Source organism: Flavobacterium psychraquaticum, from assembly GCF_034497725.1.
Lineage (GTDB): Bacteria > Bacteroidota > Bacteroidia > Flavobacteriales > Flavobacteriaceae > Flavobacterium > Flavobacterium psychraquaticum.
Window position 1 is genome coordinate 125,318 of record NZ_JAXKVR010000030.1, and the last position, 22,756, is coordinate 148,073.

The window sequence follows — 22,756 nt, forward strand, 5'->3', positions numbered from 1 at the left end:
ACAACAAACAAAAAGCTCTGATAACTCAGAGCTTTTTTCGTTAGAAAAAGTCACCTTCTTCCTATATTTTATAAAATAACAGTTAGTTTTTATTCACTTGAATTGTGTTAAACAACTCAACTGCCTTACCGTCAGTTAACAAAGAAATGAAATGACAAATATGCAATAGCCTTTCATACAAATTCTTTTTCTGAACTTGAAAACGTTCTGGTAAAAGTTTTAACAAAAGCTCATCGTAATTCGTTGCAATTCCATTTTCTTTTCGATTTGTTGCCGAACAAAAATTATCTAACAAACTATTTAGCACTTTGTAACCCATTACTTCTTTGTGAAGCACTTCCTTACTTTGATATACGTTTTTAATGCTGATTTGGATGATATCATTCATTTGAGCATTAAATTGGCTTTTATCCATCAATGAAAATGGAAATTCTCCAGCTAAAATAGCTTTTTCATTTTCCATAAAAACAGTAACGGCATCATTGATTAAACTTCCAATCGCTAAAGCTCGTAAATAACTGATCCGATCTTCTTTTGTAGTTAATTCATTATATTTTTTAACATCAATACCATTTTTCACTAATTTAATTAGATATTCTAAAGCGTGCTCTTCTGCGATCCAACCTAAATTAATTCCGTCTTCGAAATCAATTATGGTGTAGCAAATATCATCTGCAGCTTCTACTAAAAAAGTTAGGGGATGACGCTCAAAACCAATATCGTTACCCGATTTATTTGGAATTAAACCCAATTCATTGGCAACTTCAACAAAAGCAGCTTTATCTTGTTGAAAGAAGCCGTATTTTTTATCGCAAATTTTAGACGTCGGTTTTTTAGGCAAACTCTCTTTTGGATATTTCATAAAAGCACCTAAAGTAGCGTATGAAATTCTCAAGCCGCCTTCAATTCCAGTTCGTGAAGTTGATAAAACTGAAAAACCATTGGCATTTCCTTCAAAATCGATTAAATCTTGCCATTCTTTATCGGTTAACTGGTCTTTGTATTGGAGACCGTTTCCGGTTTTAAAATATTCACCGATCGCTTTCTCACCCGAATGTCCGAAGGGCGGATTTCCGATGTCGTGTGATAAAGCAGCCGCAGCCACAATAGCACCAAAATCATTCGCTTGATAACCGTGAACCTCTTTTAAATGCGGATATTTCTCAATAATTTGTTTTCCTACCAAACGACCGAGAGAACGACCAACAACAGAAACTTCCAAACTATGCGTTAAACGATTGTGTACAAAATCAGTTTTTGAAAGTGGAATTACCTGCGTTTTATCTTGCAAACTTCTAAAAGCCGAAGAAAATATAATGCGGTCATAATCGACTTCAAAACCCAGTCGGGTGTCGTCTTGTTCTTTTCGTAAACGTTTACTTGTATCACCTTGTCTTTTTAACGACAAAAGTTGTTCCCATTGCATCATTAGATTTCAGATTGAAGATTGCGGATATTAGATTTTAGAAAAATAATTTCTCAATTTATTCTTTTTCGTTCGCCAAGAAGAAATTTCGCGATTTTTGTGGGTATTTATTATAACTTCTATCGCTTGGATTAGCGATAACTGTTTTGATATTAATTTCATCACCAATTTTGAAACTTCTTTCTGTATATTGGAAATCTAACAAGTATTGGCCACAGAAATAATTTCCATCGGCATCTTTTTCAATAAGTCCTGTATAGACTCCTTTTTGTTCTTTTGACATAATCTTTGTAATTTTCTTCAAATGTACGAAATGGAACGCAATTTTTAAATAAAAGAAAACAGCCATCTGGTGATGGCTGTTTTAAAAAATTATGATTTCCCATTCTTACATCATAAAATGCAAGTAGTGTAATATCTTCGTCTATAAATTTATAGTATAAAATTGTTTTTTTTATTTATTACAGCTTTTCTGGTTTCATTACTTTTTTGAAAAACAGGAAACAATTCTGGATTTATTTCTATGTTATGAACTGTCTCCAGAACTTTAAAGTACTATTTTTCAGCGACTAATCTACCGAAATCATTCTCAATATAATTGACAATATCGAGTAATGAAATTTCAGAAAATCCTGTCCAAACAACCTTCATTATTTAGCAAACTTTTCTGTAAATCGTTTTTTTACTTGTTCGTGCGAATTAACATTCCCTTTCAAAGCATCATCTAATCCTTTTTTAATTAATTGATTTTCAAAATCCAAAATTTCGCTTTTTGCTTTTAAATCAAGAATTTTTTCGTCATTCAAGCTTTTAATCCATTGAAGAATATTTTGTTTTTCTAATGCAATAGCCATAAGGACAATCTTTTAAGTGAATAATAAATTTACGAAAAATATTTAAAACAAAAACAGCCACCGTGATGATGACTGTTTTAATAATTTAATCTATTTTAAAATTATGACCCACACATATCACAATCATCATCCGGAGATGCATTTCGTGCTGTTTCGATCATTAATCTATATTCTTCTGATGACATTTCAGCTACTTCTTCTAAAACTGCAATAGCTTCGGGTTGTTTCGCTTCTACCTGTTGTTTAATTTCGGTAATTGGTTCCGCTATTTTATCATTGTTTAGCGTGAACTTAATAGCATCAACGGCAGACTTCGTTCTTAAATAATACATTCCCGTTTTCAAACCTGATTTCCAAGCATAGAAATGCATCGACGTTAATTTTGCAAAGTTAGCATCTTGCATAAACAAATTCAACGATTGCGATTGGTCAATAAAATAACCTCTTTGACGTGACATATCGATAATATCTTTCATCGACATTTCCCAAACTGTTTTGTATAATTCTTTTAAATCTTGCGGAATTCTTTCGATATTTTGCACCGAACCGTTATGACGCATAATTTCTTGCTTCAACGTTTCATTCCACAAGCCTCTGTCTACTAAATCGTGTAATAAATGTTTGTTTACTACAATGAATTCACCTGATAATACTCTTCTGGTATAAATATTAGAAGTATAAGGTTCGAAAGCTTCGTTATTTCCTAAAATTTGAGAGGTTGAAGCGGTTGGCATTGGTGCAACTAACAACGAGTTTCTCACTCCATTTGCCATTACTTCTTTTCTTAAACTTGCCCAATCCCAACGACCCGAAAGTTCTTCATCTTTTATATTCCAAAGATTGTGTTGAAATTCTCCTTTAGAAATTGGCGAACCTTCAAATGTTGAATAAGGTCCTTCTTCTTTAGCTAATTCCATTGAAGCAGTAACGGCTGCAAAATAAAGGGTTTCAAAAATTTCTTGATTCGCTTTCTTCGCTTCGTCACTTGTAAAAGGCAAACGCATCATAATAAAGGCATCGGCTAAACCTTGCACACCTAATCCTACCGGACGATGACGCATATTTGAATTTTCTGCTTCAATTACTGGATAGTAATTTCTATCGATAACTTTGTTTAAGTTACGCGTTACACGTTTCGTTACGTCATATAACAATTGGTGGTTGAATGTTCCGTTTTCAATAAACATTGGTAAAGAAATAGACGCTAAGTTACATACCGCCACTTCATCTGGAGAAGTATACTCCATAATTTCCGTACACAAGTTAGACGAACGAATTGTTCCTAAATTCTTTTGATTTGATTTACGATTTGCTGCATCTTTATACAACATATAAGGAGTTCCCGTTTCAATTTGAGATTCTAATATTTTTTCCCAAAGCTCTCTTGCACGGATGGTTTTTCTTCCTTTTCCTTGTGCTTCGTAGGAGGTATAAAGTGCTTCGAATTCGTCTCCATAAATTTCATCTAAACCAGGACACTCGTTTGGACACATTAAAGTCCAAGTCGTATCTGCTTCCACACGTTTCATAAATAAATCAGAAGTCCACATAGCGAAGAATAAATCTCTCGCACGCATTTCTTCTTTTCCCGTATTCTTTTTCAAATCTAAAAATTCAAAAATATCAGCATGCCAAGTTTCTAGGTAAATAGCAAAACTTCCTTTGCGTTTTCCTCCACCTTGATCTACATAACGAGCTGTATCGTTAAAAACACGTAACATTGGTACAATTCCGTTTGAAGTTCCGTTGGTTCCACGAATATAAGAACCCGTGGCACGCACATTGTGAATAGCTAAACCTACTCCACCAGCCGATTGGGAAATTTTTGCTGTTTGTTTTAACGTATCATAAATTCCGTCAATACTATCATCTTTCATTGTTAACAAGAAACAAGAAGACATTTGTGGTTTTGGTGTTCCAGCATTAAACAAAGTTGGTGTAGCGTGTGTAAAAAACTTTTTAGACATTAAGTCATACGTTTCAATTACAGAATCTAAATCATTTAAGTGAATTCCGACAGAAACACGCATTAACATGTGTTGTGGACGCTCTACGATTTTACCATTGATTTTTAATAAATAAGAACGTTCTAATGTTTTAAATCCGAAATAATCGTAGTTAAAATCGCGTGTATATATAATGTGAGAATCTAAAAATTCAGCATTTTGTTGAATTACCTGATGTACTTCTTCAGACAACAACGGAGCTTCTTGATTGGTTCTTGGGTTTACATAGTGATACATTTCATTCATCGTTTCCGAGAATGATTTGTTGGTGTTTTTATGCAAGTTAGAAATTGCAATACGAGCGGCAAGCTGAGCATAATCAGGATGAGAAATTGTCATAGACGCTGCGGTTTCAGCTGCTAAATTATCTAATTCAGAAGTGGTTACTCCGTCGTATAATCCTTCAATTACACGCATTGCCACTTTTACAGCATCGACCATGTCATTTAATCCATAACATAGTTTTTTAATTCTATCTGTGATTTTGTCGAACATTACTGGCTCCTTATGGCCATCTCTTTTTACTACGTACATAGGTTTTTTGGTTTTTTGAAATAGAAAATCCCTTTTCTAATTTCAGGTTATTTGTAATATGTTCCATCGGAAGTGATAAAACACGAATTTAGTCGGCTTAAAGAAGGACTAGTTCTTACTTAATAATTTTATATTCTAGAAATCAGCGTCGAAAGTAATTTTACCAGCATCGCCCTCAGAATTCAAAACTCCTGCTTTTTGGTATTCTGCCACACGTTTTTCGAAGAAGTTCGTTTTTCCTTGCAACGAAATCATGTCCATAAAATCAAATGGATTTGAAGAATTATAAACTCTTTCGCATCCTAATTCTACTAACAATCTATCCGTAACAAATTCTAAATATTCCGTCATTAATTTCGAATTCATTCCAATTAAACTTACTGGAAGTGATTCCGTAATAAATCTTCTTTCAATATCTAATGCATCCACAAGAATTTCTTTTATTCTTTCTTTTGGCACTTTATTAATGATGTGATGTTCATGTAAATGAACTGCGAAATCACAATGCATTCCTTCATCACGAGAAATTAATTCGTTTGAAAACGTTAATCCAGGCATTAATCCACGTTTTTTTAACCAGAAAATCGAACAAAATGAACCTGAGAAGAATATTCCTTCCACAGCTGCAAAAGCAATTAAACGTTCTGCAAAAGAATCTGATTCAATCCATTTTAATGCCCAATCAGCTTTTTCTTTGATAGCAGGAAAAACTTCAATCGCATGAAATAATTGATCTTTTTCAGTTTCATCTTTCACATACGTATCAATTAACAACGAATACGTTTCGCTGTGAATGTTTTCCATCATAATTTGGAATCCGTAGAAAAACTTAGCTTCAGGATATTGCACTTCGTTTACAAAATTCTCTGCTAAATTCTCATTTACAATACCATCTGATGCTGCAAAAAATGCTAAAATATGCTTAATGAAATATTTTTCATCTTCGCTTAATTTATTGTTCCAATCATTTAAATCGGTATGTAAATCTATTTCTTCAGCTGTCCAAATACAAGCTTCCTGCTTTTTATACCATTCCCAAATATCTTGGTGTTTGATAGGGAAAATTACGAATCGATCTTTATTAGGCTGTAAAATTGGTTCCACTAATGACATAGTTATCTGATTTTAATTGTGTTATTGATTGGTTAATCTTGCTGATTTGAGGTTTACAAAGTTTGTCATTTGAAACGACAAATGAAAGCCAAACTTATTCACAATTGATGCAAGTTTTTAACAATGATGATTTTGTGCGTAAATTAATATAGGTTTTTAACGCACTGATTATTAAGTTGTTGAAAAACCAACAACCTTGTAAAATTTGTCGCGAACAAGCGAAAAGTCAACTGCTCACAAAGTATTTTTGAATACTGAAAAAAGGATTATTTTTTCATTTCTTGAGCCACTTTATCCAACTCATCAAACCATTGTTGTCCGAATTTTCTAACTAGTGCTTCTTTTACGAATTGATAAACAGGAACTCCTAATTCTGCACCTAAAGCACAAGCATCAGAACAAATATGCCATTTATGATAATTAACGGCCGAGAAATCTGAGTATTCTTTAACGCGAATAGGGTATAAATGACAAGAGACTGGTTTTTTCCAAGTTACAATTCCTTCGTTGTAAGCTTGTTCAATTCCGCAAAGTGCAGTTTTTCCATCGAAAATCACATAAGCACAGTCTTTGCCTTCGATAAGTGGCGTTTCTAATTCACCAAACTCAGAAACTATATGAGTTCCTTGTTCCTCAATCGCTTTAATACCTTCAGGACGAAGATAAGACTTGATTTTCGGATAAATTTCAGCTAAAATCTTAGTTTCTTCTTCATCTAAAGGCGCACCTGCATCGCCATCTACGCAACAAGCACCAAGGCAAGCCGAAAGATTGCAAACAAATTCCTTTTCTAAAATTTCTTCCGAAACTATGGTTTTATTTAACTGAAACATGGCGTATTTATTTTAAAATGCAAAGATAGGCTTTAGATATTAGAAGTAATACTTTAGCAATTGTTAAATTTTGATTTCAACCTAAAAATGCTTTTCAGAAGAAAGAATGCTATTTGAAGTCGCAATTGAAAAAGTAAGTCATCTAAGTTTTAAAATTGATATTGTAATTGATATTGTAATTGATATTGTAATTGATATTGTAATTGATATTGTAATTGATATTGTAATTGATATTGTAATTGATATTGTAATTGATATTGTAATTGATTTGATAAGGTATCGTTAAATTACAAGCGCAAATAAAACAATATGATTATATTTGCAGCATATTTAAAATAACTATGGATTTTGTAGTCAACTGGAAAGACGTTTTTACAATAGGAATGATACTTTTTGCCGTAATCGATATTGTTGGAAGCATTCCAATTATTGTCGATTTACGCAGTAAAATTGGCCATATTCAGTCAGAAAAAGCTACAATAGTTGCTGCTATTATTATGGTTGCGTTTCTGTTTGTAGGTGAAGAAATCCTAAAACTGATTGGAATTGACGCCAATTCATTTGCTGTCGCTGGAGCTTTTGTATTATTCTTTTTAGCTTTAGAAATGATTTTAGGCATTCGATTATACAAAGAAGACAATCCAAGCACGGCTTCAATTGTTCCTATTGCGTTCCCCCTAATTGCTGGAGCAGGAACAATGACTACGATTTTATCTTTGCGAGCCGCGTATAATAAAATTGATATTATTATTGCCATCATAATTAATGTTATTGTTGTTTATGGCGTATTAAAATCGTCAGGTAAAATTGAACGTTTATTAGGGAATAACGGATTAGGTGTAATTCGTAAAATATTTGGTGTGATTTTATTAGCGATCGCAGTAAAATTATTTGCTGCGAATGTTAAGGGGTTGTTTTAATAGTTTCTATCAATAAGTTTTAAAATAAATTAAAAATGAAAATATTCACTTATGTGGCGATTGCCATTGCTTTAGCTTTAATTGTTTTTAACATTTTTCAAGTTAATCCTTCTAGTCCATTTGAAGGACAAAGCACTATTGCTTTAATTGGAATTGTAGCTGGTTTATGTGCTATCTTATTACTTGTTTTGTTGATGATGTCTAAAAAAATGGTCGATAAAACACACGAATAATTATGTTTGACGTTTTAATAATTGGCGCTGGTGTATCAGGAGTATCTTGTGCATTAGTTTTGGGTTCTGCTCACAACAAACCTTATGCTGCCGATAAGAACATTGCAATTATAGCACACCAAAAAGCATCTTCTCTGCAAAATGCTGTTTTTAACAACGCCTATGGAATCCCCGCAGGAAAATTAGGGAGTGAAATATTAGCTGAAAGTTTAGCGCAATTATATGCTTTGTATCCGCACGTTTCCCAGATTGAAGGTGAAAAAGTACTTTCTATTACCGGTGAAGCTGGAAATTTTACTGTTGTCACCAATAAATCAAACTATCAATCCAAAACGATAGTAATTACAATTGGTCCTAACAATCCATTTTTAATTGAAGGTTTAGAAACTTTTGTGGAACCTCATCAGAAAACGCCTCCTGCAAAAAACAGAATTCAACTAAAAAATAATGATCATTTGGTTGCTGAAGGAATTTATGTTGCAGGAGTTTTGGCCGGACATAGAAGTCAATTAGCAATTGCTGCTGGAAGTGGAGCTGCAGTCGCCACTGATATTTTAAGTTTATGGAATGATGGAAATCACACAATGGTGCACGATTCTATTAAAAAATAATTTTATTTCTTTAGTGCTTTCTTAATCATTTCATCTTCTTTTAAAACCAATTTAAAATAAGACGTTTCGTCAAACAATTGCCTAACGAACTCAGCGTAAATATAATAGCTAATCATTTCCTTTTGACTTCCTAAGTTGAAAAACAAGCCACTTTTAGAAAGATAATTTTTAAAATTCGTATAATATCGATCGCTTGATTTTATTTCTTTTTCTAAATTTTCCAATGAAATGTTTTCAAACTTTTTACGGTTTTGATCCAATTGTTCAAAGACAAAATAATTAACTAAGCCCGATTGCATTAACAAAGTCGTTCCTTCTTCGCCATGTTTCCCTTCAAAAGGCACAAAAACATCAGGAATAATTCCGCCACCGCCATATACAATTCGCCCGTTTTTAGTTTTAAATTTCAAACTATCAGCAATTTTCGCTTTATCTTTTTCGTATAATTCACCGCTCTCAAAACGTTTTTCGAATTCGTTGAAATAATTCTGACCTTTATCCTCATAAGGTTTTTGAATCGAACGTCCGGAAGGCGTGTAATATCTTGCAACGGTTAACCGAATTGCAGAGCCATCACCCAAAGGCATTTCTCTTTGAACCAATCCTTTTCCAAATGAACGCCTTCCTATAATTGTTCCACGATCGTTATCTTGAATTGCTCCCGCTAATATTTCACTTGCCGAAGCCGAATTTTCATTAATTAGAATCGTTACTTTTCCATTTTCAAAAATTCCTTTATCGGTGGCTAAAGTGTTTTGGATTGTCTCTTTTTTATTTTTCGTCTTTACGATTAACTCATTTTTCTTCAAGAATTCATCAGCAATTGCCACAGCTGATTCTAAATAACCACCACCATTATCGCGTAAATCTAGAATTACTTCTTTTGCTCCTTCTGCTTTCAATTGGGTTAACCCTTTTAAAAATTCATCATAAGTAGTTTCTGCAAAACGATTAATTTTGATATAACCAACAGTTGCATCAACCATAATTGCAATGTCAACACTTTTGATTGGAATAATATCGCGTTTTAGATTCACTGCAAATTTTCTGTTTTCCGATTTTCTATAAATAGTTAGTTTCACATTAGAACCTTCTTCACCTTTAAGAATTGAAAACAGGCTATCCGTTTCTAATTTTTTATTGTAAAGTTGTAATTTATCTGCAAATAAAATTCTATCGCCTGCTTTAATTCCTGCTTTTTCGGAAGGTCCGAAAGGAATTGGTTTAATTACCGCTAAAGAATCGTTATACATATAAAAATTAATCCCAATTCCTACGAAATCACCACGCATACTTTGTTCAATTCCAGCGATCTCTTTCTTTGGAATATAAACTGAATGTGGATCTAGTTGACTTAAAATTCCGTTGACCGTTAAATCTACAATGGAATCCGTATTAATTGTATCTACGTAATCTTTCTCGATTAAATCAATCAGTTTATTGAGTTTATTTTTGTTAGTGTTTTTAGAAGAAAATACACCGTCTGAAGGAGCATTCAACTTACTTCCCAAAAGAATTCCTATCGCAACAGCAACAGCAAGAACCACCGGAAAATATACTTTATTCATTTTCATTTTATCCCAAATCTTCAATTAATTCTACCTCAACACCTGCTTTTCTTAGAAAATCAACGCCCGAAGTGTCTTTATATTCTTGATGATAAACTACTCTTTTTATACCTGATTGATGAATTAATTTACTGCAATCTTTGCAAGGCGAAAGCGTAATGTATAATGTGGCTTCTTCGCAAGATTGTGTCGATCGAGCTACTTTTAAAATCGCATTCGCTTCGGCGTGAAGCACATACCATTTTGTGATATTTTCTTCATCTTCGCAACAATTTTCAAATCCAGATGGCGTTCCATTGTATCCATCGGAAATAATCATTTTATTTTTAACAATAATTGCACCGACTTTTTTTCTGTGACAATAAGACAAATTACCCCATTCTTTGGCAATTCGCAAATAGGCTTTGTCGTATTTTTCTTTTTTTTCTGGCTTCATTATCTGCTCCATATTTCACTTTCAATTAGCATTGGCAAAACTACACCAATTGTAAAAGCCGACAATACCAATGCCCAATCTCTTTTTGAAAATCTAAAAAAAGTTTGAACAATATAGGATAAAATCAGAACTACAAACACAACAATTAGCTGAGCCGCTTCAATTCCGAGTGCAAATTCTAGCAGTGGTATTAATTTATCCGAAGCATTTCCGGGTAAAATTGTCTTGAAATAATTAGAAAATCCAAGTCCGTGAATAATTCCAAAAAACAGTGTAATAACCGCTACAAAAGTGATACTTTCATTCTTTGAGGATTTTCCAGCCGTAAATAAATAAAAAACGGCAGTGATCAAAATCGTAATTGGAATTAGAAACTCAACCAAAACGGCATCAATTCGAACTACTCCATAAACAGACAAGATTAAAGCTATTGTATGACCAAGTGTAAACAAAGACACTAAAATTAAAACCTTTTTCCAATCTTTAAAAGCGAAAGGAATTACCAAAGCCATTAAAAACAGGACATGGTCGTAGGCATTTATGTCTAAAACGTGCTTAAGACCGATATTAAAATACAATAAAAACTCTGACATAGTAATACATTAATTAGGGATTCAAACTTACAATTTATTTTTTGAAGTTGGTAATCACTTTAAGAAAAGCTTATTGAAATATTTCTTAAAAATGGATTTTTTATGTAGTTTTGTAGAAACAAAAACAAACAACATGTCATTTTCAGATTTATTCGATAGCGGCTTTAGAAATAGAAACAAAGGCCATTTTTCAGCAATTGTAAGAGTTGCCTTATCCGACGGAATTATTACTCCTGAAGAACAAGAGTTCTTAGACAAATTAGCTATTAAATTAGAAATTTCTCAGGCTGAATATGAGGAAATTTTAGAAAACCCTTTAAAATATCCAATTAATCCTCCATTAATGCACACGCAGCGTATTGAGCGTTTGTATGATTTAGCGAGAATGGTTTATGCGGATCACATTTTAGGCACAAAACAACACGCATTACTTTCAAGATTCGCTTTAGCGTTAGGCTTTACAGCCGGAAACGTTACTTATATTGTTGACAAAGCTTTAAAATTAGTAGAATTGAATGCAGATTTAGACACGTTTACTTACGAAATGCAACATATGAACAGATAATTTTATCTGTTTTTAAAAACAAAAAAATCCCAAATTCTAAATGATTTTGGGATTTTTTGTTGCTTTGGATTTAGCCTATTTTGACTTCTCCATAAACTCTTCTGCTTTTTCTACCATATTTTTACTTCCTGTGAAAAAAGGAACTCTTTGGTGCAATTCTGTGGGTTGAATTTCCATAATTCTATTAAATCCATCAGAAGCCTTTCCTCCTGCTTGTTCTGCAATAAAAGCTAAAGGATTGCATTCATACAATAAACGTAATTTTCCGTTTGGCGCTTTTGCACTTGTTGGATAAATATAAATGCCGCCTTTGATCATATTTCGGTGGAAATCGGAAACTAAACTTCCAATATACCTTGAAGTATAGGGTCTGTCACCTTCATCTGCCTGACAATATTTTAAATAATTTTTTACACCTTGTGGAAAGTGGGTATAGTTTCCTTCGTTAATCGAATAGATATTTCCATCTTCCGAATATTTCATATCTGGATGTGATAAATAGAAGGTTCCAATCGCTGGATTCAGTGTAAATCCGTTTACTCCGTGACCTGTTGTATAAACTAACATCGTCGAAGTGCCATAAATCACATAACCAGCCGCTACTTGATTCACTCCCGGCTGTAAGAAATCTTCACTTGTTACAGGAGTTCCTACTGGTGAAACTCTTCTAAAAACAGAAAAAATAGTACCTACAGAAACATTTACATCAATATTTGAAGAACCGTCTAAAGGATCCATTAAAACCACATATTTATTATTGTGTGCATTATCTGAACCTGCCACCGTAATAAAATCATCGTTTTCTTCTGAACCAATTCCGCAAACAATTTCGCGATTAATTAAGGTTTGAATAAAAACTTCATTGGCAAAAACGTCTAATTTTTGTTGGTCTTCTCCTTGAATATTTTGAATTCCAGCGGCACCAACGATATCTACTAATCCGGCTTTATTCACTTTATAACTAACTACTTTTGCAGCCAATCGAATGGAGTTGATAATGCGTGATAATTCTCCTGTTGAATACTGAAACGAATTTTGATGTTCAATAATAAATTCGCCTAGTGTGGTATTTCTTTGTTCCATTACGAAAATGATGTAGTTGTGTTTAAGTTACAAATATCGGCAATTTTGTGAAATACTAACGAAAAAACAAAATCCTTTTAGAAAAATGACATTTATTTATGACCTTTGAACAAATTAAAAAAATAAAGAAGTAGCATAAAAATTGAAACAACTGTTTTAAGATAGCACTACTTTTGTAAAAACATACGTTATGATTATCAGAAATGCGACAAAAAACGACATGCCTTCAGTTTTAGAATTGATTAAGGAATTGGCTGTTTTCGAAAAAGAGCCGGAAGCTGTAGTAGTTACTGCGGAAGATTTAGTGCGAGATGGTTTTTCTGAAAATCCGTTGTTTGAATGTTTCGTTGCGGAAGAAAACAATGAAATTATAGGAATGGCTTTATATTATTATCGATTTTCGACCTGGAAAGGAAAAACCATCCATTTAGAAGACTTAATTGTTAAGGAAGACAAACGCGGCACCGGAGCTGGTTTCGCTTTATACTCCGAAATCATCAAGAAAGGAAAAGCCGAAAACGTGCGAAGAATTGAGTGGAATGTTTTAGATTGGAACACGCCAGCAATAGATTTCTACGAAAAATCGGGAGCCAATGTTTTAAAAGATTGGTGTGTGGTTCAAATGGATGAAAATGGGATAAATAAATTTTTAGCACTATAATAATTTATTAGAAACACAGCTTTGTAAAGGTTTTATAATGTGTGTTGAAAACAATTAATTTAAAATGAAAATATTCAAATTTGGAGGTGCGTCAGTCAAAGATGCTGATGGCGTAAAAAATGTATTACACGTTTTAAACACCGTGGGTTATGATGATGTTTTGATTGTGATTTCGGCAATGGGAAAAACCACGAATGCTTTAGAAGTAGTGATTAAAAATTATTTTGAGAAATCTAAAGAATTGCAATCGTCGCTTCAGGAAGTTCGAAAATACCACAACCAAATTCTATTGGATTTGTTTGAAGAGGAAGAGCATCAAGCCTTTTTTGATGTGAATAAGCATTTTGATGATTTAGAAAACTTCATTCGCACTAATAAATCACCCAATTATAGCTTTGTGTATGACCAAATTGTGAGTATTGGCGAACTGGCTTCTACAACGATTGTGAGTCATTATTTTAATTATAAAGGTTTACAAAACAATTGGGTCGATGTTCGCCCTTTAATTAAAACGGACAATAATTATCGTGATGCTCAAGTGGATTGGGAAACTACACAAAAATTAATCTCGAAAAGCATCAAAAAGAAAACCTTAAATATTACACAAGGATTCCTAGGTTCGGATGAAAATAATTTCACTACGACTTTAGGACGCGAAGGATCTGATTATAGTGCGGCGATTTTTGCTTATTCCTTAGGTGCACAAAGCGTTACGATTTGGAAAGATGTTCCCGGTGTTTTAAATGCTGATCCAAGATATTTTGAAAATGCGATTTTATTGAACCAAATTTCCTATCGCGAAGCAATCGAGCTGGCTTTTTATGGTGCTTCGGTAATTCATCCGAAAACGTTGCAACCGTTACAAAAAAAGGAAATTCCGTTGTATGTGAAATCATTCTTGAATCCGACTTTAGCTGGAACGAGTGTTTCAAAAGGAGCTGATTTAGAGCCGAAAACTCCTTGTTTCATCGTGAAGAAAAACCAACTATTATTGTCGTTATCATCGATTGATTTCGATTTTATAATGGAAAATCACATTAGTGAAATCTTTGCTTTGTTTGCAAAACACAAAATAAAAGTGAATTTGATTCAAAATACTGCCATTAGTTTTTCGGTATGTATTGAAGATAAATATGGCAATTTTGAAGAGTTGACCAAAATATTAGCTAAGAAATTCAAAGTAACTTTCAACGAGAATGTTTCTTTATATACAATTAGACATTTCGACGAAAATGCTTCTAAAGTAGTAGAAACGAATAAAACAATTTTGTTGCGTCAGATTTCGAGAGAAACGATGCAAGTGATTACAAAAGAGTAATTTTTTACCACGAATTCACATTTTGAAAAATCGGTGAATCCGTGGCAATAAGAAATAACTTAATTTTTCCCAACAATAAATACTACTTTTGAAGATTGTGAGTTATAGTATTTATGCATAAAATTGTTTTTTTAGCGGGTTTTCTAGTTTGTTTTTTGGGCAGTTTTGCTCAGGAAACTTCGCAATCCTATCCGACTAAGAAAATTGCGTTTTCAAAAGACACGATTTCAATTGAAAAATTCAGTTTAAATGATTCTTTTTTCGAAATTAAAGATGCGAGAGGAATTATAATTGATTCGAGTTTTTATAAAATTGATTTCCAAAAAGGAACATTAGTTTTCTTAAAAAATGTCGACACTTCAGATTCGTTAGTCGTTCGTTATTCGAAATTTCCTGATTTTCTGACCAAAACCTATTCCATTTATGATGATGATAAAGTCGTGGCGAATGAAGCTGGAAAATTAATTGTTTTCAGAAAAGACAAGAACACTAAATTCAAACCTTTTGACGGATTGAATACTTCCGGAAGTATTACAAGAGGAATTACGGTGGGAAATAATCAAAATACGGTTGTAAATTCCAATTTAGATCTTCAAATTACGGGTAAAATTTCGGACAAAGTTAGTTTGCGTGCTTCGATTCAGGATAGTAATATTCCACTACAAGAAGGTGGCTATTCCCAGAAGTTAGATGAATTTGATCAGATATTTATCGAATTATTTTCGGACAATTGGAATATTCGTGCCGGAGATTTATTTTTAGAAAATAGGAAATCGGCATTCTTAAATTTTAATAAAAAAGTACAAGGACTTTCGACCCGTTTTAGTTTTGGAACTCCCGATAAAAAAACAGAAGTCGTTGCGGCTGGAGCTTTAGTTCGAGGACAATATGCAAAAAGTAGTTTCGTGGGCCAAGAAGGAAATCAAGGTCCGTATAAATTACGAGGGAATAATGGCGAATTATATGTTTTAGTGATTTCCGGTTCGGAACGCGTTTATGTCAACGGAATTTTGAAAACTCGCGGTGAAAACAGCGATTATGTCATCGATTATAATGCGGGAGAAATTATTTTCACTTCGTTATTTCCGATTACTTCCGAAATGCGAATCAACATCGAATACCAATATTCCGATAGAAATTTCACCCGATTTATCACGTATGGCGGGATTTCGCACGAGCGAGAAAAGTGGCAAATTGGCGGTTATGTATATTCAGAAAGTGATGTGAAAAATCAGCCTTTGCAACAAAATTTATCTTCGGACCAAATTGCTATTTTGCAAAATGCTGGTGACGATTTATCGCAAATGAATGGACCTTCCGCTTATTTAGATGGTTATTCGGAAAATAAAATTCTGTATAAAAAAGTCATCATTGGAACTGCCGAAGTGTTTGAATATTCGAACAATCCGACAGATGAATTATACAATGTGCGATTTTCATTAGTCGGGAATAATCTCGGAAATTATATTTTAGCGAACAATCAAGCTGTTGGAAAAATTTATGAATATGTGGCACCGATTTCGGGAATTCCACAAGGAAATTATGAACCGATTGTACGATTAATTGCACCAACGAAAATTCAAATGGCAACTATTTTAGGAAAATACAATCCGAGTGAAAAAACAATTGTAGATTTTGAATTGGCTTTGAGCAATAACGATCAGAACTTATATTCGAATTTAGACGACAATAACAATAAAGGTTTTGCTGGAAAATTTAATGGGAAACAACGTCTTTTTACTGGAAAAACTAAGATTGATGCTTTTGCGTATTATCAACTCGTACAAGAAAATTTCAAGACGATTGAGCGATTATATAACATTGAATTTAATAGAGATTGGAACATTACTTCGCTTTTAGAAGGCAATCAGAGCTTTTTAACTTCGGGATTGGATTTTAATTTCGACAATAAAGGAAAAGCGGTTTATCAATTGGAAAATTTGAGTTTTGGCAATTCATTTTCGGGAAATAAACACACTTTATCCGGAAGATATGCAACTAAAAACTGGATGATTTGGAGCAATTCAAGTGTGATGAAAAGCGATTCGGAACTCGCAAATTCCTCCTTTGCACGAAGTCAAAACCGTTCTTCTTATAAATTTGATAAAAATTGGGTTGGAGCGACAATCAACTTAGAAGATAATGCTGAAAAACTGAAATCCACCAATACTTTTTCGGCTTTAAGCCAACGTTTTATTGAATATGGAGCTTTTATAGGTCGAGGCGATTCTACGAAAGTTTATGTAGAATTGGGTTTTTTACAACGCCAAAACGATAGTTTACAATTTAATAAAATTGAACGCGTTAATCATTCGAATTCCTATTATTTGAAATCCCAATTGATTAAATCCGAAAAAAGAAATTTGAGCGTTTATCTGAATTATCGCACCTTGAAATATGAAGATAATTCTAAAAAAGACGAACCTTCGTTGAATTCGAGAATTTTATATTCGGACCAATTTTTTGATCAATTACTTCAAACTACGACGGCTTACGAAACGAGTTCGGGAACAATTGCCCAACAAGAATTTACGTATTTGCAAGTCGAACCAGGCCAAGGTGTTTATATGTGGAATGATTATAATGCCAATGGAATTCAGGAATTGCAAGAATTTGAAGTGGCACCTTATTCTGATTTAGCGATTTATGTTCGCGTATTTTTACCCAATCAGGTTTTCATTCGGACGCATCAAAATAAATTCTCGCAATCGCTAAATTTAAACTTCAATCAATGGCAAAATGAGAGCGGATTGAAGCAATTTGCATCGCACTTTTATAATCAAACTTCCTTTTTAATTGATCGAAAAATTTTGAGAAATGCGGATAACTTCAACCTGAATCCGTTTTCAAAAGAGGAAGAAGAATTGGCAGGATTAAATATGAATTTCAGAAACAGTTTCTTCTATAATCGAGGCAAGCAAAAACATTCGACAACTTATTCGTATTTATTAAATGAAAGTCAAAATTTACTTTCTGTGGGAAGTCTTTCGGCAAAAAACAAATCGTATCAATTGCAATACCAACATTTGGTGCAGAAAAGTTGGTTGTTTACTTTTTCGGGAAATCGTTCCATTAGTGAATCGGTATCGGAAAATTACCCAAGTCGAAATTTTGAAATTAACACTTATCGTGTAGAACCAAAAGTCGGTTATCTTTTTTCTAGAAATGCGAGTTGGGACATTTTTTATGAATACCAACAAAAAGAAAATAAAATTGGAGCATTTGAAACTTTAAATCAAACCCGATTGGGAACTTCATTTACTTTTAATAGTGAAAAAGGTTTTAGTATGAATGGTGAATTTTCTTTGTACAACAATTCCTTCAATGGCGACACTTTATCAGCAGTTGCTTTTCAAATGTTAGAAGGTCTACAACCGGGCAAAAATCAGACTTGGCGTTTACTATTACAGAAAAACTTAACCCAGTTTTTAGACGTCAACATCAACTACCAAGGTCGCAATAGCGAAACCAGTAAAACTATTCATACTGGTAATGTGCAATTAAGAGCATATTTTTAGTAAATATTTAGATTAATTATATATTTCTATATATTTTTACAATCTTATATAAAAATCCCAAGATGCCGAATAGAATTTTATTATTTACGCTTTGTATATTTTCAAGTTTTGCCTTTTCACAATTGAGTAATAAACACTGGTTACCACCTTTGCACTCAAGAAGTAGTGCTGATATTGAAGATCAATATATTTATCTATCTACCGCAGAAACAACACCTTTCAATGTTACTGTCACTGATGGTAGTGGTCAAATAATTGCTGGTTCACCTTTTTCACTTTCTGCTACAACTCCAGTTGTTATATACATCGGCGATGGAGAAAATACAAAAATGTTTTTAAACATCAATGACGTTAATACCAAATTATCTGACAAAGGACTTATACTAGAAGGCAACAAGGATTTTTATGCTAGTTTTAGAATGAGATCTCGAAATCATTCAGAAACATTAATTTCTAAAGGAAGACCAGGCATAGGAACTAGTTTTAGATTAGGTTGTATGTTAAATGAAACTCAAGACTATAGAAAATCGTTTGTTGCAAGTGTGATGGCTACCGAAAATAACACGGTTTTTACACTTTCAGATTATAATCCTGATGTAGTCTTTGTTTCGGGCTCGGGAGATTTCTCTACACCAAATCAAACTTTTTCGTTAGACAAAGGTGAAAGTGTTATTTTTAGCGGTTACAGCGATAATCCGACTAATATTGATGGAATTATCGGCGCTCTAATTACATCCAATAAGCCAGTTGCTGTAAATTCAGGAAATGCGTTGGGTGGAATTGATAATAACAGAGCTGATTTTGCTTTAGATCAAATTGTATCGGCCTCTCAAATTGGAACTGAGTATATTTTTATTGAAGGAAATGGATTAAGTTCAATGGAATTACCATTAATAGTTGCAAATGAAAATGGGACAGAAATATTTATCAATGGCAGTACTGTTCCAATAATAACCTTGAATGCTGGTGGATATTTTTTACTAGACAACGCAAATTATCAGGGATCCATTAATAGAAATATGTATGTTAAAACTAATAAACCAGTTTTCGCCTATCAGTTATTAGGCGGCGGAAATGATACGGCAACAGCAGGATTAAACTTTATTCCGCCCTTAAGTTGCTTTTTTCAAAATTCTGTTAATATTCCTGCTGTTAATAGAATCGGAGCTACAACTTATATTGCGGATCTTATGGTTTTAACTTATACAAGCGCCACATTAACCGTAAATGGAAATGCAATTCCAACAACCCAAGCACAAACTGTTTTAGGAAATACTGACTGGGTAACCTACAGAGTTTCTAATATATCTGGAAATGCTAACATTACATCAACCGGTCCTTTGGCCGTGGGTGTATTTGGTTATGGTCAAGGGAGTGGCACAGGTATAGCGTCTGGTTACGCAGGTTATTATTCAGGGTTTGGAAGCACACCACAAGACACTGACATTATAGTTTGTACAAACACTAGCTTAAATTTATTTGACAATATAAATGGAAATCCAGAACCTGGAGGAACTTGGACTGTTCCGGCCGGTGGAGCGCCTTTGAATGGAAATACTTTTGATCCTAGTATTAATTTAGTTGGTGAGTATGAATACTCTTTTACTAAAGATTGCAATAGTTCACCAACACCAATTAAAGTAAAAGTAACTGTTTCCACTCAACAAGTTGGAAATCCAGGAACTAGCAATACTACAAATATTTGTATTAATTCAGCACCAATTGATTTATTTACTCTATTAGGTTCAAATGCCGAAGTAGGAGGAACATGGTCTCCAGCATTAGCCTCAGGAAGCGGATTATTCAATCCTGCTGTTGATATCGCAGGAGTTTACACCTACACAATTCCTGAAATTGATGTATGTCAATCTATAGCTGCTTCGATAACAGTAATTGTCAATCCTGAGCCAACAATTATAAACATATCAGATTTTAAACTTTGTGATGACAACAGTGACGGAGACGATACAAATGGCATCGTAACTTTCAATTTGACCACAAAAACGATTGAGATTTTAAATGGGCAAACAGGAATAAATGTTACTTATCATACTTCTCCTACAGATGCTACAAACGGTGTGGGAAGTATTACTTCTATTACAACAAGTGATAGAACAATTTATGTACGCTTACAAAATAATATTACCAACTGTTTCGCTACTACTTCTTTTGAATTAAAAGTACTTGCACTTCCTGTTGTTAACACTTCAATCACACTAAAACAGTGTGACACCGATACTGATGCAATAACCGATTTCAATTTGACGGAAGCAAATAGTATCATTTCATCTGAAACAACAAATACTTATACTTATCACACAACACAAGTAGGTGCGCAAAACAACACAAGTATAATAACCAACGAATTAAGCTACACAGCGCCAAATGGTTCTCAAGTTTGGGCAAGAATAGTCAACACAGAAGGATGTTCAAGAACGGCTCTTGTAAATTTAGTTGTATCTACTACTACCATTCCTTCTAACTATAAATTTACTATCGAAGCTTGTGACGATTATTTAAGTATTTCAGATCCTGCAAATGATGGATTTGCCTATTTTAATTTAGATAATCCAGTTGTCGTTCAAAATGCTGTTCAAAACTTACTTTCGTTCTTCTCAGCTACACAACCTTTAATTGTAACATTTTACGAAAATGAAAGCGATGCTTTAGCAGAATTAAATGCAATTATAGATATTACAAACTATAGAAATACAACCCCTAATTCTCAAATTATTTGGGCTCGAATTGATAGTGATTTAAATAATGAATGTTTTGGAGTTGGTCCCTTTATTCAACTAACCGTAAACCCGCTTCCAACTGTTAGTCTAGGCCCAGATTTTGTAATATGCGTTGATCCTATCACCGGTTTAGGCTCACAAGTTGTAGATGCAACACCAACTGCTACAGGAAATTATTCTTATGAATGGACACCAACAAATCCAGCAGGTAACGTCCCTACATTTGAGATAACAACTGGCGGAACTTTCTCTGTTATTGTAACTAATTTAACTACCAACTGTTCCGTTGCCGAAAGCATAACAACAACTTTTTCATCTGAACCAGCAACTTTTGAGGCTAATTTGATAACTCCCGCTTTTGCAGCTGGCTTATCTACTATTGAAGCGATAGCTACCGGTGGTTTTGGAACTTATGAATATAGTGTCAATACGATTGATTGGCAATCTAGCCCGTTGTTTACAAATTTAGAGAACGGAAGTTATATCGTCTATGTGAGAGACATTCAAGGTTGTGGAATATTGTTCTCAGAAGAAATACAAACGATTACTTATCCGAATTATTTCACGCCAAATGGTGATGGATATAACGATTATTGGAATATAACTTTACCGATAACGTACGAAGGGAAAATAAAAATTTATGATCGATACGGTAAATTTTTGAAACAATTAAGTTCGGAAGAACAGGGTTGGGATGGAACATATCGAGGAAATATGCTACCTTCGACCGATTATTGGTTCATCGTTGAATATATCGAAAACGACCAACAAAAAGAATTTAAGTCGCATTTTAGTTTAAAGAGATAATGACAACATTAGGTTTCATAGATACAGAAATTAGAGAATCCGTTGCTACAATAACGTTTTCACATCCAGCTAGTAATTCATTTCCTAGCACATTATTACAGAATTTGACAGATGAATTTACTGCAGTAGATAAGAATAATGCAATTTCACTAATTATCTTAAAAAGTGAAGGAACAAGCGCATTTTGCGCTGGTGCTTCTTTTGACGAATTATTGTCAATAGCTAATTTAGAAGAAGGAAGGAAGTTTTTTTCTGGTTTTGCCAATGTAATCAATGCGATGCGTAAGTGTTCAAAACCAATTATTGGTCGAATTCACGGAAAAGCGGTAGGTGGAGGCGTTGGCTTGGCAGCTGCTTGTGATTATACTTTTGCAACTTCAAATAGCGCTATCAAATTATCTGAAATTGCTATAGGAATTGGTCCATTTGTCATAGAACCAGCAGTAAGCAGAAAAATGGGGAAGCCGGCATTTACTGAAATGACTTTGACGCCTGCCGAATGGAAAACACCTCAGTGGGCAAAAGAAAATCATCTTTTTTCAGAAGTTTTTGATTCTATTGAAGAATTAGATAACCATTTGGAAAAATTTATTATCTCACTAGCAAGCTACAATCCGGAAGCTTTGATGGAGATGAAAAAGGTGTTCTGGGAAGGAACAACACATTGGGATACTTTACTTTACGAAAGAGCGGCTATTTCAGGAAGATTAGTCTTATCGGACTTTACAAAAGAAGCATTACAAAAATTTAAAAAATGAGAAGTTTAATCGTAACTTTACAGGCAGTAAATATTGAAGAAAAGATAAAAAATGATCCGGACGGAACTTATCAAATAGGTGTGCTAATTGGATCTTTTATCCCTTTTTTGGCGTTGGCTGGACTGGCCTATTTTCTATATTACAGAGCAAAGAAAAACGGGAGTTTCGATAAATAAAATTA

21 protein-coding genes are annotated in these 22,756 nt (G+C 33.5%); 11 read left to right on the plus strand and 10 right to left on the minus strand.

What is annotated here, in order from left to right; genetic code table 11:
- Positions 1 to 82: 82 nt before the first annotated feature.
- From dgt to T1L09_RS10335, 6 genes are all read right to left on the minus strand, one after another.
- Positions 83 to 1,426 (minus strand): dGTP triphosphohydrolase, encoded by a 1,344-nt coding sequence (gene dgt / locus T1L09_RS10310; protein WP_322551556.1) that lies wholly within the window; start codon positions 1,424 to 1,426, stop codon positions 83 to 85.
- A 58-nt stretch (positions 1,427 to 1,484) separates the two neighbouring features.
- The gene (locus T1L09_RS10315) at positions 1,485 to 1,709 is read right to left on the minus strand and encodes a hypothetical protein (protein ID WP_322550882.1); all 225 of its coding nucleotides are present in this window, start codon (positions 1,707 to 1,709) and stop codon (positions 1,485 to 1,487) included.
- A gap of 367 nt (positions 1,710 to 2,076) precedes the next feature.
- Positions 2,077 to 2,280 (minus strand): hypothetical protein, encoded by a 204-nt coding sequence (locus tag T1L09_RS10320; RefSeq protein ID WP_322550883.1) that lies wholly within the window; start codon positions 2,278 to 2,280, stop codon positions 2,077 to 2,079.
- A 101-nt stretch (positions 2,281 to 2,381) separates the two neighbouring features.
- A complete protein-coding gene (locus tag T1L09_RS10325; protein ID WP_322550884.1) occupies positions 2,382 to 4,820 on the minus strand; it encodes a ribonucleoside-diphosphate reductase subunit alpha in 2,439 nt (812 codons plus the stop codon).
- A 135-nt stretch (positions 4,821 to 4,955) separates the two neighbouring features.
- Positions 4,956 to 5,933 (minus strand): ribonucleotide-diphosphate reductase subunit beta, encoded by a 978-nt coding sequence (locus T1L09_RS10330; RefSeq protein ID WP_322550885.1) that lies wholly within the window; start codon positions 5,931 to 5,933, stop codon positions 4,956 to 4,958.
- A gap of 266 nt (positions 5,934 to 6,199) precedes the next feature.
- On the minus strand, positions 6,200 to 6,766 hold the full coding sequence (locus T1L09_RS10335) for a DUF3109 family protein (protein ID WP_322550886.1): 567 nt from the start codon (positions 6,764 to 6,766) through the stop codon (positions 6,200 to 6,202).
- A 106-nt stretch (positions 6,767 to 6,872) separates the two neighbouring features.
- Between T1L09_RS10335 and T1L09_RS10340 the strand changes: the two genes are divergently transcribed.
- The 4 genes from T1L09_RS10340 to T1L09_RS10355 are packed head-to-tail and all read left to right on the plus strand — an operon-like array spanning position 6,873 to position 8,530.
- Complete coding sequence (locus tag T1L09_RS10340; protein ID WP_322550887.1) at positions 6,873 to 7,052, plus strand: hypothetical protein; 180 nt, start codon at positions 6,873 to 6,875, stop codon at positions 7,050 to 7,052.
- A gap of 55 nt (positions 7,053 to 7,107) precedes the next feature.
- On the plus strand, positions 7,108 to 7,686 hold the full coding sequence (locus T1L09_RS10345) for a MarC family protein (protein ID WP_322550888.1): 579 nt from the start codon (positions 7,108 to 7,110) through the stop codon (positions 7,684 to 7,686).
- Positions 7,687 to 7,721: 35 nt separating this feature from the next.
- A complete protein-coding gene (locus T1L09_RS10350; protein ID WP_322550889.1) occupies positions 7,722 to 7,919 on the plus strand; it encodes a hypothetical protein in 198 nt (65 codons plus the stop codon).
- A 2-nt stretch (positions 7,920 to 7,921) separates the two neighbouring features.
- A complete protein-coding gene (locus tag T1L09_RS10355; RefSeq protein ID WP_322550890.1) occupies positions 7,922 to 8,530 on the plus strand; it encodes an FAD-dependent oxidoreductase in 609 nt (202 codons plus the stop codon).
- Positions 8,531 to 8,532: 2 nt separating this feature from the next.
- On the opposite strand, the gene T1L09_RS10360 is transcribed toward T1L09_RS10355, so the two are convergent.
- From T1L09_RS10360 to T1L09_RS10370, 3 genes are read right to left on the minus strand one after another with little or no spacing between them, the layout of a single operon-like run.
- Positions 8,533 to 10,104: a S41 family peptidase gene (locus tag T1L09_RS10360; RefSeq protein WP_322550891.1), complete on the minus strand. Its 1,572-nt coding sequence runs from the start codon at positions 10,102 to 10,104 to the stop codon at positions 8,533 to 8,535.
- Between the two features lies 1 nt (position 10,105).
- Positions 10,106 to 10,534 carry a deoxycytidylate deaminase gene (locus T1L09_RS10365; protein WP_322550892.1) on the minus strand — a complete coding sequence of 143 codons (429 nt, stop codon included), beginning with the start codon at positions 10,532 to 10,534 and terminating at the stop codon, positions 10,106 to 10,108.
- On the minus strand, positions 10,534 to 11,127 hold the full coding sequence (locus tag T1L09_RS10370) for a HupE/UreJ family protein (RefSeq protein ID WP_322550893.1): 594 nt from the start codon (positions 11,125 to 11,127) through the stop codon (positions 10,534 to 10,536). The genes T1L09_RS10365 and T1L09_RS10370 overlap by 1 nt, the downstream gene beginning before the upstream one ends.
- Positions 11,128 to 11,260: 133 nt before the next feature.
- On the opposite strand from T1L09_RS10370, the gene T1L09_RS10375 reads away from it, so the two are divergent.
- A complete protein-coding gene (locus T1L09_RS10375; protein WP_322551557.1) occupies positions 11,261 to 11,692 on the plus strand; it encodes a tellurite resistance TerB family protein in 432 nt (143 codons plus the stop codon).
- Between the two features lie 75 nt (positions 11,693 to 11,767).
- On the opposite strand, the gene fbp is transcribed toward T1L09_RS10375, so the two are convergent.
- Positions 11,768 to 12,775: a class 1 fructose-bisphosphatase gene (gene fbp / locus T1L09_RS10380; RefSeq protein WP_322550894.1), complete on the minus strand. Its 1,008-nt coding sequence runs from the start codon at positions 12,773 to 12,775 to the stop codon at positions 11,768 to 11,770.
- Between the two features lie 190 nt (positions 12,776 to 12,965).
- Here fbp and T1L09_RS10385 point away from each other — a divergent pair, with 190 nt between their 5' ends.
- The 6 genes from T1L09_RS10385 to T1L09_RS10410 all read left to right on the plus strand — a co-directional run bounded on the left by T1L09_RS10385 (position 12,966) and on the right by T1L09_RS10410 (position 22,751).
- The gene (locus T1L09_RS10385; protein ID WP_322550895.1) at positions 12,966 to 13,436 is read left to right on the plus strand and encodes a GNAT family N-acetyltransferase; all 471 of its coding nucleotides are present in this window, start codon (positions 12,966 to 12,968) and stop codon (positions 13,434 to 13,436) included.
- A gap of 64 nt (positions 13,437 to 13,500) precedes the next feature.
- Positions 13,501 to 14,754: an aspartate kinase gene (locus T1L09_RS10390; protein WP_322550896.1), complete on the plus strand. Its 1,254-nt coding sequence runs from the start codon at positions 13,501 to 13,503 to the stop codon at positions 14,752 to 14,754.
- Positions 14,755 to 14,867: 113 nt separating this feature from the next.
- Positions 14,868 to 18,272 (plus strand): hypothetical protein, encoded by a 3,405-nt coding sequence (locus T1L09_RS10395; RefSeq protein ID WP_322550897.1) that lies wholly within the window; start codon positions 14,868 to 14,870, stop codon positions 18,270 to 18,272.
- Positions 18,273 to 18,334: 62 nt separating this feature from the next.
- A complete protein-coding gene (locus T1L09_RS10400) occupies positions 18,335 to 21,817 on the plus strand; it encodes a T9SS type B sorting domain-containing protein (RefSeq protein ID WP_322550898.1) in 3,483 nt (1,160 codons plus the stop codon).
- The gene (locus T1L09_RS10405; protein WP_322550899.1) at positions 21,817 to 22,575 is read left to right on the plus strand and encodes an enoyl-CoA hydratase/isomerase family protein; all 759 of its coding nucleotides are present in this window, start codon (positions 21,817 to 21,819) and stop codon (positions 22,573 to 22,575) included. The genes T1L09_RS10400 and T1L09_RS10405 overlap by 1 nt, the downstream gene beginning before the upstream one ends.
- Positions 22,572 to 22,751 carry a hypothetical protein gene (locus T1L09_RS10410; protein WP_322550900.1) on the plus strand — a complete coding sequence of 60 codons (180 nt, stop codon included), beginning with the start codon at positions 22,572 to 22,574 and terminating at the stop codon, positions 22,749 to 22,751. The genes T1L09_RS10405 and T1L09_RS10410 overlap by 4 nt, the downstream gene beginning before the upstream one ends.
- Positions 22,752 to 22,756: the final 5 nt, after the last annotated feature.

Excerpts from the sequence above, each read along its gene's own strand:
- T1L09_RS10400 (WP_322550898.1), top strand. The coding sequence starts at position 18,335 with ATGCCGAATAGAATTTTATTATTTACGCTTTGTATATTTTCAAGTTTT.
- T1L09_RS10410 (WP_322550900.1), top strand. The coding sequence starts at position 22,572 with ATGAGAAGTTTAATCGTAACTTTACAGGCAGTAAATATTGAAGAAAAG.
- T1L09_RS10365 (WP_322550892.1), bottom strand. The coding sequence starts at position 10,534 with ATGAAGCCAGAAAAAAAAGAAAAATACGACAAAGCCTATTTGCGAATT.
- T1L09_RS10355 (WP_322550890.1), top strand. The coding sequence starts at position 7,922 with ATGTTTGACGTTTTAATAATTGGCGCTGGTGTATCAGGAGTATCTTGT.
- T1L09_RS10390 (WP_322550896.1), top strand. The coding sequence starts at position 13,501 with ATGAAAATATTCAAATTTGGAGGTGCGTCAGTCAAAGATGCTGATGGC.
- T1L09_RS10330 (WP_322550885.1), bottom strand. The coding sequence starts at position 5,933 with ATGTCATTAGTGGAACCAATTTTACAGCCTAATAAAGATCGATTCGTA.
- T1L09_RS10315 (WP_322550882.1), bottom strand. The coding sequence starts at position 1,709 with ATGTCAAAAGAACAAAAAGGAGTCTATACAGGACTTATTGAAAAAGAT.
- T1L09_RS10350 (WP_322550889.1), top strand. The coding sequence starts at position 7,722 with ATGAAAATATTCACTTATGTGGCGATTGCCATTGCTTTAGCTTTAATT.
- T1L09_RS10335 (WP_322550886.1), bottom strand. The coding sequence starts at position 6,766 with ATGTTTCAGTTAAATAAAACCATAGTTTCGGAAGAAATTTTAGAAAAG.
- T1L09_RS10340 (WP_322550887.1), top strand. The coding sequence starts at position 6,873 with ATGCTATTTGAAGTCGCAATTGAAAAAGTAAGTCATCTAAGTTTTAAA.
- T1L09_RS10360 (WP_322550891.1), bottom strand. The coding sequence starts at position 10,104 with ATGAAAATGAATAAAGTATATTTTCCGGTGGTTCTTGCTGTTGCTGTT.
- fbp (WP_322550894.1), bottom strand. The coding sequence starts at position 12,775 with ATGGAACAAAGAAATACCACACTAGGCGAATTTATTATTGAACATCAA.
- T1L09_RS10345 (WP_322550888.1), top strand. The coding sequence starts at position 7,108 with ATGGATTTTGTAGTCAACTGGAAAGACGTTTTTACAATAGGAATGATA.
- T1L09_RS10370 (WP_322550893.1), bottom strand. The coding sequence starts at position 11,127 with ATGTCAGAGTTTTTATTGTATTTTAATATCGGTCTTAAGCACGTTTTA.
- T1L09_RS10320 (WP_322550883.1), bottom strand. The coding sequence starts at position 2,280 with ATGGCTATTGCATTAGAAAAACAAAATATTCTTCAATGGATTAAAAGC.
- T1L09_RS10375 (WP_322551557.1), top strand. The coding sequence starts at position 11,261 with ATGTCATTTTCAGATTTATTCGATAGCGGCTTTAGAAATAGAAACAAA.
- T1L09_RS10385 (WP_322550895.1), top strand. The coding sequence starts at position 12,966 with ATGATTATCAGAAATGCGACAAAAAACGACATGCCTTCAGTTTTAGAA.
- T1L09_RS10405 (WP_322550899.1), top strand. The coding sequence starts at position 21,817 with ATGACAACATTAGGTTTCATAGATACAGAAATTAGAGAATCCGTTGCT.
- T1L09_RS10395 (WP_322550897.1), top strand. The coding sequence starts at position 14,868 with ATGCATAAAATTGTTTTTTTAGCGGGTTTTCTAGTTTGTTTTTTGGGC.
- T1L09_RS10325 (WP_322550884.1), bottom strand. The coding sequence starts at position 4,820 with ATGTACGTAGTAAAAAGAGATGGCCATAAGGAGCCAGTAATGTTCGAC.
- dgt (WP_322551556.1), bottom strand. The coding sequence starts at position 1,426 with ATGCAATGGGAACAACTTTTGTCGTTAAAAAGACAAGGTGATACAAGT.